Here is a 13,442-nt window from a genome sequence, read left to right as displayed (position 1 = left end):
AAGGCTATCGTTGTTAAAACATGCGCCTGATATGATATGATGAAAGAAATTTACATAAGCCAATAGGGCTAAATCTTTCGCTCCTAGAGGGAAGGGATAATCATGTATCCAACTTATAACAGATTAAAGGTCAATCTGCTGCCTGTGTCTGCGGAAAATTGGCTGTCTGCAATTAAAAAGCGCAGCTCAGACCGCCCGCAATATCAGGCAGGCGACGGCATCATCCAGATCAGCCAGGTTGCTGCCAGGTTTCTGGGCATTCCTGCGGATGAAGACGAATACTATAATCAGCTTTATGATTATATACACTCTCCAGATAATGGACTTATCCTTTTAAGCAGCGAAACTCTTGATAAAACGATAGACAACCAGCATTTTCAGGCCATTCAGAAGGTATTGAACATCAACAGGGAGCAGAAGCTTTCAATCAACCGCTTCATCGCTTTCCTTGATGGTGAGCAGCTTCTCTTGAAGCCTGAAAATCCCCTTGTCCATAGAAAAGTAAGGGAGGCATTCACTAAAGTCATCGAGATGTTTTCCGGCAGGGAGGGGGAGGGCCTTGAAAGCCCCGATTTTCGAAGGGTGCTTGTGGATCTTGTGAAATGGTCCTTTAACCATCTCTCCCAGCCGCTCAGCAGCAGCAATCCGGAAGAAAGCATGCCAAAATTTCTATGGTATGGGGAAGCAAGCAAGAGCCAGCAATATTTCCTGTCATTCATCTTTTTTCTCGGCTGCGATCTGGCGGCTTTCTGCCCGGATGGCCAGGATGTCCTTGCGCTCGCCGACCCGGGCAAAGAAGAGACATTTGTCCAGCAGTATCCGGGACAGAAGGCAGCTGAACCTTTTCCCAGAGAGAAAAGGAGAAGGAAGTCAACGGTGGCCTATAAAGCCTCAAGAGAAATCGAAACCATCCTTAACCACGAAGGCTCGGGCCTTTATAAGGCATGGCAGCTGAGGGACTATAAACCTTCAGCTGTGACGCTGAAAACAACGTATGATGAACTGTTCATCCTTGCCAAAGAAAAAGCGATGATCAGGCCGAATTTTGAAGTCAGCGCCGGGGAAGTGAAGATTCCTTCCATTTTTTCGAAAATCAACGGAGTGAGCAAAAGCCGGAAAGAATATTGGGACCGCTTGCATGCACTTGTTGAGAATGACTGCAGCTTTCTGATCAGGCAGTTCCCTTTTTCTAACCCCCTGACAAGCGACTTTCGCTTTCATTACAGAAATGCCCTTGGGAAAGACGGGAAGCTCGATCCTGACATCATTATGGGCTCTCACTACTGGAAATACGGGCATCTTCCCGGCGGCCTCCAGAAAGGAATCTCACACGCAATCAGGAATCTATGCGCAAAGCCGGAGCTTAAGCCCAGCCATAATGAGAGCCAGGAAGAAATCAGCATCTATTTATTTACACAGGCAATGCAGATGCCGGCCAGCATCCTGAAGCTTCTGCAGAAGTTTGACTACTCTCAGGATGTGCCCAAGCTGATTCTCTATAACAATGAAATGAATGGTACGATGACAAGGAGCGACGCAGCCCTCCTGCTTCTCCTGAACCAATTTGGAGTTGATATCATCGTGTATAATCCGCCAGGCCACAATGACCTTGAAAACTATGTCAATGAAGGTGTTTTTGATTCGCACTGGCTGGAAGAAGTGGTCTTTGACCAGGACTATAAAGAGCCTTCACTGATCAAGAAAGTGTTTCTGCAAGGGCTGTTGAAAAATTTGAAAGGAGACTAAATCATGAATGATCCGCAACGAGCTAATGCGGGACTGGTTACCCAGGAACCGGCTGATGTGCTTACAGAAACGAAGGTGCCGGAAATAAAGCTGGCACTGAGGCAGGAAGCGGAAGTACAGAATCTTGCCAGATCGATCGATGAACGCGATCAGATACAAATACTGGAATTTGGTAAAGAACCAGCTCAGCAGATCTCCCGCTTCTCTGACCAGATTCTGGGCAATATGAGGGCTACCAAGGTGGAAGATTCAGGTGTTCTCCTGAAGCAGCTGGGTAAAATCATGGACAGGTTCGACAAGAAGGATTTTGAACAGACTTCAGGCGGTTTGTTCGGAAAGCTGTTCAAGCGCGGGGAAAAAATGATTGAAAAGCTCTTTGGCAAATATCAGACAATGGGCAAGGAAATTGACAAGGTTTATGTGGAGATTTCCAAGTACCAGAGTGAAATGGTGGACTCCACCAATATGCTTGAACAGATGTACGACCAGAACTACCAGTATTATCTGACGCTTGAAAAGTATGCAGTTGCAGGCGAAATGAAGGCAGAGGAGCTCAAAAGCACCCAGCTTCCTCAGCTGGAAGCAAAAGCGGCATCTGGAGACCAGATCGCCTCCATGCAGGCCGATACACTCCGTAATAGCATTGACCTTCTCGAGCAGCGTGTCTATGATCTGGAAATGGCGAAGATGGTGGCACTGCAGACAGCTCCCCAAATCCGCCTGCTCCAAAGAGGGAACACGAAGCTGATTGGGAAAATCAATTCAGCATTTGTTACAACTATTCCGATTTTTAAAAACGGCCTGATCCAGGCGGTTGCGGCAAAGCGCCAGAAGCTGGTTGCAGATTCCATGAGCGAACTTGACCGCAGAACCAATGAGATGCTCGTCCGCAATGCCCAGAATATTTCAAACCAAAGTGCAGAAATAGCCAGGCTTGCCGGAGGTCCGAGCATCAAGATTGAAACGATTGAAGAATCGTGGAACATCATCATGAAGGGGATGCAGGAAACGAAATCGATTGAAGATGAAAACAGGCGCTTGAGGGAAGAAGGGACAAAGAGGCTCGAACAGCTCCAGGAAAACTTCAAAAATATGAAAAGTCAAGGCTGATGGCGCTTTTTTCAGCCTGACTCCGGGCTGTTAAATATAAATAATACAGAAAAGTAAATTTATGAGGTGAAATGATGGCGATTAATTTGCAAAAAGGACAAAGAGTAGATTTGACAAAAGGAAATCCAGGATTATCGAAAATTATGGTCGGCCTCGGGTGGGATCCGATTGAAAACAAAGGAGGAGGCGGACTTCTCGGCTCTCTCTTCGGCGGCGGCGGAGGCGCCAATGTCGATTGTGATGCTTCAGTCATCATGCTTGGGGAGAATGATAAATTAAGGAATAACAGCGACGTCATCTATTTCGGGAACCTGAAAAGTTCAGATGGCAGCGTACAGCACACCGGTGATAACCTGACTGGAGAAGGAGATGGAGATGATGAGCAGATCAATGTAGATCTAAGCCGCGTCCCTTCACACGTCCAGAAGCTTGTTTTTGTAGTGAATATCTATGATGCTGTTAAACGCAAGCAGCATTTCGGCATGATCCGCAATGCGTATATCCGCATTGTGAATCCAATGGGCAGGGAAGAGCTCATCCATTATAACCTCACTGACGATTACAGCGGCAAGACAAGCCTGGTAGTCGGAGAATTGTACAGGCACGGAACTGACTGGAAATTTGCTGCAGTCGGAACAGGCACCAATGCACCAGGACTGTCTGATGTGGTCCGTTCTTACACTTAATAAGCTGGACTGTTAGACAATAATTGAAAACTATTAACAGAGGTGAAGAAAAAATGAGCATCAATCTTTCTAAGGGGCAGCGCATCGATCTGACCAAAAGCAATCCGGGCCTGACAAAAGTGATTATTGGGCTTGGCTGGGACACTAACCGATATTCCGGCGGCGGGGACTTTGACCTGGATGCGTCTGCATTCCTGGCTGATGAAAATGGAAAAGTCGTCCAGGACCACGATTTTATTTTCTATAACAATCTTGTTCACCCAAGCGGCTCTGTGGAGCATACAGGGGATAACCGGACAGGGGAAGGCGACGGCGATGATGAGCAGATCAAAATCGACTTCAGCAAGGTCCCGGCCCATGTCCACCGCATTGCCATTACTGTCACAATTCACGATGCCGAGAGCCGCAGCCAGAACTTTGGCCAGGTATCCAATTCTTTTGCCCGTGTAGTGAATGAAGACACAGACCAGGAAGTGCTCCGTTTTGATCTGGGAGAAGATTTCTCCGTTGAAACGGCCGTTGTCATCTGTGAACTGTACAGGCATGGAGGAGAATGGAAATTCAATGCTGTCGGCAGCGGATTTTCCGGCGGACTTGCTGCCCTGTGCAAAAATTTCGGTCTTGCCGTTTAATTCTGTATACCCCAAAGCCCGGCATGCTGCCGGGCTTTGGCTTTTGTAAAAAATGAGAAATAACGCTTGTTATGAAACTGGTTTCATGCTTTATAATTTTTTTAGGAAGAAAAGGGCGCTGCTTATCAGCAGCCGGCGTGACGTTTCAGGCGGCGTAACGGCTCAGTGAGCAGTAAGCTCTTTTCTGTTGAAAATAAAAAAATTGCATTGACAATATAAAAGGTACTGGAATATAATTCATTTAATCATTTTTATCATTCCAATAAGCTGGGAAAAGGACATGAATCATTTCCGCTGCTTCTGACAGAGAAAAGGGCCGCCGGCTGAAAGCCCTTAGGAGAAAGAAATGAATTTACCGCCTTGGAGCTATCATGGGGAAAGTCCGTCTTTGGCCAACCATGATCGGGAGACCGTTATCTTTTTTTGAGCGCCGAATGCAATGCATGAGGCGGAATTAGGGTGGAACCACAGCCGCAATTGTCCCTTGTACAGGGAGAATTGCGGCTTTTTTGTTGTTCTTAAGGGTTTCCAAGGCGCTTGCGCTATTTTCCTTATAAACAAATATTATATTGCGAAGAAAAGGACATGAATCATTTCCGCTGCTTCTGACAGAGAAAAGGGCCGCCGGCTGAAAGCCCTTAGGAGAAAGAGATGAATTTACCGCCTTGGAGCTATCATGGGGAAAGGCTGAAGTCTGCTAACCATGATCGGGAAACCGTTATCTTGTTTGAGCGCCGAATGCGATGCATGAGGCGGAATTAGGGTGGAACCACAGCCGCAATTGTCCCTTGGTACAGGGAGAATTGCGGCTTTTTTTATTTTGGAAGTGTTAGTATACCTTGTTGATTTTGGGCTCATTCGTGTGAAACTTTGTTTCACACGCATTTCAGAATATCTGGCTAAAATGAGCTCAAAATCAACAACAATGTTTAACAAAGCCTTTATTTTAAATTAGGAGGAATTAAAATGTCAATTAGAGCAGAAGCAGAAAAGAGAAATCACAGAAAGCTGGGGGCTGAGCTTGAACTATTCATGTTCAGGGAAGAAGCACCGGGAATGCCCTTTTATCTTCCTAAAGGGATGCAGGTAAGAAACATTCTGGAAAACCTTTGGAAACAAAAACATCAAGAAGCAGGCTATCATGAGGTCAAGACACCGATCATGATGAAGCAGGGTTTATGGGAGCAGTCGGGGCACTGGGACCACTATCATGAGAATATGTATTTTTCAAAAGTTGATGAACATGATTATGCGATAAAGCCAATGAGCTGCCCTGGTGCTGTATTGATTTTCAGCAGCAAAAGGAGGAGCTACCGGGAGCTGCCTATCCGGTATGCTGAGCTGGGGCTCGTTCACCGCCATGAGCTATCAGGTTCACTTAATGGGCTTTTGCGGGTAAGGTCCTTCACACAAGATGATGCCCACCTGTTTGTAAGGGAAGATCAAATAAAAGAAGAAGCAGCAAAAGTGCTGGAGCTGGTGCACGAATTTTATTCGCTGTTCGGCTTTGAATATAAGGTAGAGCTTTCTACTAGGCCAGATGAATTTATGGGTTCGGAAGAAGCTTGGAATCTGGCAGAAGCAGCATTAGAATCGGTCCTGCAGGAAAAGGGCATCCCTTTCGAAATTAATCCTGGCGACGGAGCGTTCTATGGCCCGAAAATCGACTTCCATATCACTGATTCACTGGGAAGAAGCTGGCAATGCGGAACTGTTCAGCTTGATTTTCAAATGCCAGAGCAATTCGGCTGCCAATATATCGGCGAAGACAATCTGGCTCACAGGCCAATCATGATCCACCGTGCCATCTACGGTTCAATCGAGAGGTTCCTTGCCATCTTAATCGAGCATTTCGCAGGAGATTTTCCTTTCTGGCTTGCACCGGTCCAAGCCATGGTGCTTCCGGTTTCTGAAGCACATATCGGTTATGCGCTGGAAGTCAAATCCCATCTTGAGAAAGCCGGCTGCCGGATTGATATTGACAGCAGGGCAGAGAAGCTGGGCTTTAAAATCAGGGAGGCAGAGCTCCAGAAGGTTTCTTATATGATCATCATCGGGGATAAGGAAAAAGAGGAGGGGGGAGCTGCCTTGAGGAAAAAAGGGGAAGGAAATCTGGGAGTATTTGATCTGCAGGGACTGCTGGACAGGTTTAGGGTAGAAAACAGACCCGGAAGTAAGTAAGAGGTAAAACGGGGCTCATACAGGGCCCCTTCTTTTCCAGGTTACTGATGAGTTGGGAAAAATTCATAGAAGCAGAGCCGCAAGGTATAAGAGACAAGCCATTCTAAAGCTCCTGAACATTAATTCAGCTTAACTGCCAGCCTCTGAAAATACCCATCCTGCCTCACCACTGTAAAACTTCCTGAAATTGCCCATGAATCGCGTCCTTTTTACCCAAAATGATATGCTATAATATTTTCATATATACATAGATAGCAGGCAGCAAACAGGGCTGGAAGCGTCTGAGAATGGACAGAAGGTGATAGCAATGAGATTCAGGATTTTTTTTCTGCTTATAGTAGTGGCTTCCCTGGCGCTGATGGGAAATTCCCAGGCAGCGATGGGAGGTATAAAACTTAAAGATTTCCCTGGCAACTCAGAGCTTGTCAACTCCCTGTCTCTTCATTCAGGACAAGATCTGGGCAGGATTATTACTCTTCCTTTGGAGGAATTTGATCAGGAGGAAGCGGCTAGAATGATAGAAAGACTGGATCAGCTTCCCTCATCATTGCTGTCTAAAATCAGAAAAGAGGGCATCACGCTTAAGCTTTTTACAGGACAGCTCACAGATAACCCCACTGCAAGCCATCTGGCAGGCTTGACACCCAGGGGCTATCAGAATAAAGAAACAACCTGGGATGATGTACCCGGAATCGGCGGGGGACGGACTGTCCTTGTAAAGATCGGGTACAGCGGCAAAGGCATGGGGCATGGATCTGTCAACCTGGAGCTCCATGAACTGGCACATTCGGTTGACCGCTTTGTCCTGAGCGAGATCCGCTTCAACAGAAAGTTCCAGGGTATCTGGAAAGAGGAGAAGGCAAAGCTGTTTCCCGGCCAGCCTTACTTCCTTTCATTCCCTGAAGAATATTTTGCTGAAACGTTCGCCATGTATTATATGGGTGGGGAAGAGCATTTGAGGTTAAAAGAAAAGGCCCCGCGTACCTGGCAGTTTTTCAGCACGCTAAATTAACGATTCATAATAGGAGGTCAATGGAATGGAGCAGTATTTAAAGCTTTGCAGGCATGTACTGGAAAAGGGTACAATCAAAGAAGACCGGACGGGAACCGGCACAATCAGCACTTTCGGGTATCAGATGCGATTCGATCTGCAGGAAGGCTTCCCATTGGTAACCACAAAGAAACTGCATCTCAGGTCGATCATCCATGAGCTTCTTTGGTTTTTGGATGGAGACACCAATGTGAAATATCTTCAGGATAACGGGGTCAGGATCTGGAATGAGTGGGCCGATGAGGAAGGTAATCTCGGACCTGTATACGGCCATCAATGGAGATCATGGACCGGTGCGGATGGTAAAACGGTTGACCAGATCAGTGAGCTGATCAGCTCAATCAAGAATAATCCTGATTCTAGAAGGCTGATTGTCAATGCGTGGAATGTATCTGAAATCGGCAATATGGCGCTGCCTCCCTGTCATTGCCTTTTCCAGTTCTATGTAGCGGACGGCAAGCTGTCCTGCCAGCTTTATCAGCGGTCTGCTGATGTGTTCCTGGGGGTGCCGTTCAATATAGCATCTTATGCCCTCCTGACACATATGGTCGCCCATGTGTGTGATCTGGAGCCGGGTGAATTCATCCATTCGTTCGGGGATGTCCATATTTACCGTAATCATCTGGAACAGGTGAATCTGCAGCTTTCAAGGGAGCCGCTCAAGCTGCCCCAGCTGAAGTTCGCCCGCAAGGTTGAAGATATCTTCAGCTTTGCATATGAAGATTTTATCCTGGAAGGCTATGAATCACATCCTCATATTAAAGGAGTTGTCAGTGTTTGATTTCTCTGCTTTGGGCCATGGACGAAAACTCTGCCATCGGCAACAATAATGATCTGCCCTGGCGCCTGCCGGAGGACCTCAAGTATTTCAAGCGGGTTACAATGGGCCATTCGATTGCTATGGGAAGGAAGACCTGGGATTCTATAGGCCGGCCTTTGCCTGGCCGGGAAAACATCGTGCTGACGAGGGACAGTGGATTTACCTGCGAAGGCTGCAAAATTTTCTATTCTTTTGATGAATTTCTTGCAGGCTGCAGAGAAAAAAGTGATCAGGAGATCTTCATCATTGGCGGGGCTGAAATCTTCAAGATGGCCCTCCCAGCTGCCGACAGGCTTTATCTGACGATGATCCATGATCAGTTTAAAGCTGATACCTTCTTTCCTGAAATTGATTGGAAGGAATGGCAATTGGAGAGCCGGGACAAAGGGATTCGCGATGAAAAGAATCCTTACGACTATGAATTTTTGGTTTACACAAGAAAAGAACAGCCATGAGGCTGTTCTTTTCTTTAGATTTCCTCCAGCTGCTGCAGCATGCTGCGGAACTGTCCGGGATCGCAGAAATCTTCTTCGCGGAAATTGTTTTTCACCCATTGAATCAGGTCTGCTCTATTATTGAAAACTTCACCGCTTGTATCCGCCTTCCTGATCATATAGCGGCCATTATCTTCATCGGCCGTCACTTCCACAGGCAGCCTGCTGTCAAGGCTGCAGAGCGAAAATTCCATTGTGTCCACCCTCCTTTGGTTTTTAATTCTATATTCCCTTGATGTAGAAAAAATGACCAGCTCGGCAATCTTTTCAATAGTATATGCATAATTAGGACCCCGACTCTCTTTTCTTGCTATGTAAAAAAGATAAATTTTTTGACTATTCTGTTGATTAATGTTTCTGCCGTGGTATAATGTACAAATTATAAAGGCAGAAATGAGGGTAGGATATGGAACAGAAATTATTGAAGAAAAAATGGGTGCAGCTGGAGGATATACTGATTGCATACCAGCAGCTCAAAGATATCGTTGCCCATACGCCGCTGCAGAAAAATGACCGGCTGTCGGAAAAGTATAATTGCAATGTGTATTTAAAAAGGGAAGATCTCCAGCATGTAAGAAGCTTCAAACTTCGCGGCGCCTATTACAGCATGAAATCACTGGGAGAAGAAAAGCTTGCAAAAGGGGTCGTATGTGCCAGTGCAGGCAATCACGCCCAGGGTGTCGCTTTTTCCTGCAGACAGCTGGGAATCAAAGGAAAAATTTTTATGCCGGCCACAACCCCCCGGCAGAAGGTGAGCCAGGTTGAACTGTTTGGAAGAGGCCATGTGGATATCATTCTGACAGGAGATACCTTTGATGACTCTTATAAAGAGGCCGTAAAATGTGCAGAGGATGAGCAGATGGCTTTCGTCCATCCGTTTGATGATGAGAAGATCATTGCCGGGCAAGGCACTGCAGCTGTAGAGATACTGAATGACTGTGAAGAGCCGATCGATTTTGTTTTTGCCAGCATAGGAGGCGGCGGATTGATGGCCGGCCTCAGTACATATTTTCATAGCGTCTCGCCCCTGACAAAGATGATCGGCGTTGAGCCTGCCGGAGCGGCTTCCATGAAGGAGTCCTGCCTTTACGGATCTGTGACCCCGCTTGCCGATATCGATAAATTTATTGACGGGGCCGCTGTTAAAAGTGTCGGGGAAAAAACCTTTGATATTTGCAGCGAGCTGGTGGAGGATATTGTATTGGTCCCTGAAGGGAAGGTCTGCACCTCGATTTTGGAGCTGTATAATGAGCATGCAATCGTAGCGGAGCCTGCAGGCGCCATGCCGATAGCCGCCCTTGATCTGTATCGTGAGGAGATAGCCGGAAAGACAGTTATATGTGTCGTGAGCGGCGGAAATAATGATATAGGGCGGATGCAGGAGATCAAGGAAAGATCGCTTCTATATGAAGGGCTTCTGTGCTATTTTATCGTGAATTTCCCCCAGCGGGCTGGTGCACTGCGGGAATTCCTCGATGAGGTCCTCGGCCCTTCCGATGATATTACAAGATTTGAGTACACGAAGAAAAACAATAAAGAAAACGGGCCGGCACTTGTCGGCATTGAACTTAAGGATAAAGAGGACTATGCCGGCCTGATAAAAAGGATGAATAAAAAAGCCTTTGCTTTCACGGAAATCAATAAAGACAGCAATCTTTTCCACCTGCTGATTTAAATGCAGACCCCCGTGCCCTGCGGGGGTTTTTATTGCAAATATGTTCTTTATAAAGTACAATTTTGTTATCAGAAAAGTTTTGATATTCCTTCTTTTTGAGAAGGGGAGATTATGATAATCGTTCAAATAGGATAGGAAGCGGTGAGTCCATGAGGGGCATATACATCTATTTAGGGATATTGAATGCGCTGGATGCACTGGCCACCTGTCTCGGGTTGAATGCGGGGCTGATAGAAGAAGCGAATCCGGTGATGGGAGGGTTATATGAAAAAGGGCCGCTGCTCTTCCTCCTGGTCAAAGTATCATTCAGCGCGCTTCTAGGCTGCTTTGCTTATATGAAATATATGCCTGAAACGAAGCTTCTGAAAGTTCTGCTGCTGTTCTCTTCTTTTTTATATACCTCAGTATGCCTTCTCCACCTATATTGGATAGCAAGCCAGTTTCCATAAAAACAAGCTGAACAAACTCTTTGAAAAATAACAGGAACAGCGCATATTTAGACACACTTCGGGGCCTGGATGAGGTATAATATAACAAACGGGTGAAAAAGAGGATTGATATTTTGCTATTCAAAAGCCTAGAGTTCAAAAATGCTGTTGGACAGAAGGTTAAGGTCATTGAAATTCCAGTACTGGAGGAAGATAGCCCAAATTTCTTTATGATCCAATTCCGTTTAAAAACATTCATCTCGGCCGTTCACAAAGATACCAGCAGGAGAAGTGTGTACTCATTCAGAGAGTATTTGAAAAGAGTCCTGAAATGGAAGGATTATGAACACCTGTTTAATGTAGTTGAATTAAAAAATAATGCTTAATTCCTTGCGCCGGTTTTCCGGCGTTTTTATTTTGCCTGAATCACTCAGTGAAGAAATGCCGGCTGGCATTTACACTGCTTTCTATTTTATTTGCTGACCAAATCCATGTATAATTATATCCATAAGTGGATTGTTGGGAAGTGATATTTTGGCAAAGGTAAAGATAGTGACAGATTCAACAGCAGACCTGCCGGCAGCACTTGCAGCCGAGCTTGGAATTGAAGTGGTGCCCCTGTCGATCAGCATAGATGGCGAAACCTATCTGGACAGGATAGACATAACCCCTTCTGAATTTATGAAAAAAATGAAAACTTCTGCAGAACTGCCAAAAAGCTCGCAGCCGCCTCCAGGGAAGTTCGTTGAGCTTTATGACCGTTTTGGGGGAGAAGGCTATGAGGTATTGTCGATACATATGACAGGCGGGATGAGCGGTACTGTCCAATCAGCAGAAAGTGCTGCAAAGATGTCTTCCGCTAAGGTAACAGTGATTGATTCCCGATTTATTTCGAAAGCACTTTCTTTTCAGGTAACAGAGGCGGCAAAGATGGCCAGCGAAGGGCTGGGTATGGAAGAAATTGTAGAAAAGCTTGCAAAAATAAGAGAGAAGACTCATTTATATGTTGTAGTCGATACTCTCGAAAATCTCGTCAAGGGCGGGAGGATCGGAAAAGGGAAGGCGCTCATCGGATCCCTGCTGAATATCAAGCCGATCGCTTCGCTTGAAGGCGGAGTTTATACGCCTGTAACGAAGGCAAGAAGCTATACACAGGTTGCTAAATATCTCGTAAAGCAATTTGCAGAAGATGTAAAAGGCAGGACAATAAAAGGGGTAGGGATTTGTCATGCAGAAGGCCTCGACCTTGCAATGAAGGTCAAAGAGGGGCTCATTGAATTGACAGGCTACGAAAATGTTGAGATTGCAGAAACGACCCCAATTATCAGCACGCATACCGGCCCGGGTGCAATTGGCTTTATGTATTATTATGAATGAAGAAAAGCTGGACTTCTCCAGCTTTTTTCTATTTTAGTCAGCTCTTCATCTGCCTCTTTTAATAAACCTTTCAAAAAAAAGCCATTATAGACAGGTGACTGCAATATCTTAAAAGGAGGGGGAAATACTATGGCCAAAAATAAAAATGTCCTGTTTTTCAGCGACTTTGGAATAGATGATTTTGTGGCAGCCATTTATGCACTGTTTTCTGAGGAAGTCAATATCGTCGGAATCGTTGCCGACTATGGAAATATCTCCAGGCTTGATGCGCTAAGGAATGCAGTTTATCTGCGGGAGGTTACTGGCATTGCTGACATCCCGGTATTCAGCGGTGCAGAGCTGCCGCTGACAGGAGAGGACCCTGTCTATTTTCCTGATGTCCACGGATTGGAGGGGCTCGGCCCGATTTCACTGCCTGAATATGAAGTGACAGACGAATTTTTTGAGAACTTTGATGGCATCAAAGATATTATAGCTAAATACGAAGACGATATTATTATTGTGAATGTAGGAAGGCTTTCTTCTCTGGCTACAGCATTTATTTTATATCCCTCTTATATGTCCAGGGTAAAGGACTTCTATATTATGGGAGGCGCCTTTAATGTTCCCGGGAATGTCACCCCTGTGGCAGAAGCCAATTTCTTTGGCGACCCTTATGCGGCCAATATTATTATCAGGCAGGCTCCAAAGCAGATCCACATATTCCCGCTTGATGTGACCATGTCAGCCATTGTGACTCCTATGCTTATAGACCGTCTGGATGAATATTATAAGGAGATAAACAGCAAGCCCGGATTGCTTGTAAAGCCGATGGTTGACTATTACTATGAATTTTATAAAAAAAGAGACCCTGAAATAAGCGGGAGCCCTCTTCACGATGTTTTTACACTTTGGGCCCTGACTGAGGATGCTGCAGTTGAGTATAAGGAATTGCCTGTCATCATCCAGGTTGACAAAGGTGAGGGACAGGGGCAGAGCATTGGAGATTTCCGCAAATTTATCGAAAAAGCCGAATACCCTGTACACAAAGTTGCCATTTCCTTCGATTATGCAAAATTCATCACCAGCTTCTACACTACGATGAAAAATCACCACAGCGAACAGCCGCCATCATAGACTTATAGAACTGTACGCCAGCCAGCCCTTTTTCTAGGGCTGGCTTCTTTTCCATTCCCTTTTCTCGAGTGGCTGGAACAGCTTTCTAAGCCATGCTGATATTTTACCTTTATTGGGAAATGCTAT

At 45.8% G+C, this 13,442-nt stretch carries 14 protein-coding genes; 13 read left to right on the top strand and 1 reads right to left on the bottom strand.

The genetic code is table 11. From position 1 onward, the window contains the following. The first annotated feature begins 102 nt into the window (after positions 1 to 102). The 8 genes from ACQCVH_RS21185 to ACQCVH_RS21150 all read left to right on the top strand — a co-directional run bounded on the left by ACQCVH_RS21185 (position 103) and on the right by ACQCVH_RS21150 (position 8,681). On the top strand, positions 103 to 1,746 hold the full coding sequence (locus tag ACQCVH_RS21185; protein ID WP_426837571.1) for a YceG family protein: 1,644 nt from the start codon (positions 103 to 105) through the stop codon (positions 1,744 to 1,746). 3 nt (positions 1,747 to 1,749) lie between these two features. Next, entirely contained in the window at positions 1,750 to 2,856 is a 1,107-nt protein-coding gene (locus ACQCVH_RS21180; RefSeq protein WP_426837570.1) for a toxic anion resistance protein, read from the top strand. Positions 2,857 to 2,930: 74 nt separating this feature from the next. Next, a complete protein-coding gene (locus tag ACQCVH_RS21175) occupies positions 2,931 to 3,542 on the top strand; it encodes a TerD family protein (RefSeq protein WP_426837569.1) in 612 nt (203 codons plus the stop codon). 53 nt (positions 3,543 to 3,595) lie between these two features. Beyond that, the gene (locus tag ACQCVH_RS21170; protein WP_426837568.1) at positions 3,596 to 4,174 is read left to right on the top strand and encodes a TerD family protein; all 579 of its coding nucleotides are present in this window, start codon (positions 3,596 to 3,598) and stop codon (positions 4,172 to 4,174) included. Between the two features lie 966 nt (positions 4,175 to 5,140). Further along, on the top strand, positions 5,141 to 6,355 hold the full coding sequence (thrS, locus tag ACQCVH_RS21165; protein WP_426837567.1) for a threonine--tRNA ligase: 1,215 nt from the start codon (positions 5,141 to 5,143) through the stop codon (positions 6,353 to 6,355). Between the two features lie 307 nt (positions 6,356 to 6,662). Beyond that, positions 6,663 to 7,367, top strand: a complete 705-nt coding sequence (locus ACQCVH_RS21160; protein ID WP_426837566.1) for an anthrax toxin lethal factor-related metalloendopeptidase — start codon at positions 6,663 to 6,665, stop codon at positions 7,365 to 7,367. A gap of 25 nt (positions 7,368 to 7,392) precedes the next feature. After that, positions 7,393 to 8,187: a thymidylate synthase gene (locus ACQCVH_RS21155; RefSeq protein ID WP_426837565.1), complete on the top strand. Its 795-nt coding sequence runs from the start codon at positions 7,393 to 7,395 to the stop codon at positions 8,185 to 8,187. Beyond that, the gene (locus tag ACQCVH_RS21150; protein WP_426837564.1) at positions 8,184 to 8,681 is read left to right on the top strand and encodes a dihydrofolate reductase; all 498 of its coding nucleotides are present in this window, start codon (positions 8,184 to 8,186) and stop codon (positions 8,679 to 8,681) included. The genes ACQCVH_RS21155 and ACQCVH_RS21150 overlap by 4 nt, the downstream gene beginning before the upstream one ends. Before the next feature lie 14 nt (positions 8,682 to 8,695). Here ACQCVH_RS21150 and ACQCVH_RS21145 read toward each other — a convergent pair whose 3' ends face one another. Further along, positions 8,696 to 8,914 (bottom strand): hypothetical protein, encoded by a 219-nt coding sequence (locus ACQCVH_RS21145; RefSeq protein WP_426837563.1) that lies wholly within the window; start codon positions 8,912 to 8,914, stop codon positions 8,696 to 8,698. A gap of 212 nt (positions 8,915 to 9,126) precedes the next feature. On the opposite strand from ACQCVH_RS21145, the gene ilvA reads away from it, so the two are divergent. From ilvA to ACQCVH_RS21120, 5 genes are all read left to right on the top strand, one after another. Beyond that, on the top strand, positions 9,127 to 10,395 hold the full coding sequence (gene ilvA, locus ACQCVH_RS21140; protein WP_426837562.1) for a threonine ammonia-lyase IlvA: 1,269 nt from the start codon (positions 9,127 to 9,129) through the stop codon (positions 10,393 to 10,395). A 149-nt stretch (positions 10,396 to 10,544) separates the two neighbouring features. Then, a complete protein-coding gene (locus ACQCVH_RS21135; protein ID WP_426837561.1) occupies positions 10,545 to 10,844 on the top strand; it encodes a DUF5658 family protein in 300 nt (99 codons plus the stop codon). 113 nt (positions 10,845 to 10,957) lie between these two features. After that, entirely contained in the window at positions 10,958 to 11,209 is a 252-nt protein-coding gene (locus tag ACQCVH_RS21130) for a YpmP family protein (protein ID WP_022544097.1), read from the top strand. Positions 11,210 to 11,357: 148 nt separating this feature from the next. Next, on the top strand, positions 11,358 to 12,200 hold the full coding sequence (locus ACQCVH_RS21125; protein ID WP_426837560.1) for a DegV family protein: 843 nt from the start codon (positions 11,358 to 11,360) through the stop codon (positions 12,198 to 12,200). A 129-nt stretch (positions 12,201 to 12,329) separates the two neighbouring features. Then, positions 12,330 to 13,316 (top strand): nucleoside hydrolase, encoded by a 987-nt coding sequence (locus ACQCVH_RS21120; protein WP_426837559.1) that lies wholly within the window; start codon positions 12,330 to 12,332, stop codon positions 13,314 to 13,316. Positions 13,317 to 13,442 lie beyond the last annotated feature (126 nt).

Source organism: Bacillus infantis (assembly GCF_050107595.1).
GTDB classification, from domain to species: Bacteria; Bacillota; Bacilli; order Bacillales; family Cytobacillaceae; genus Bacillus_AB; species Bacillus_AB infantis_C.
The sequence above is the reverse complement of the archived record's forward strand: the minus strand, read 5'-3'. Positions and strand labels throughout refer to the sequence as shown.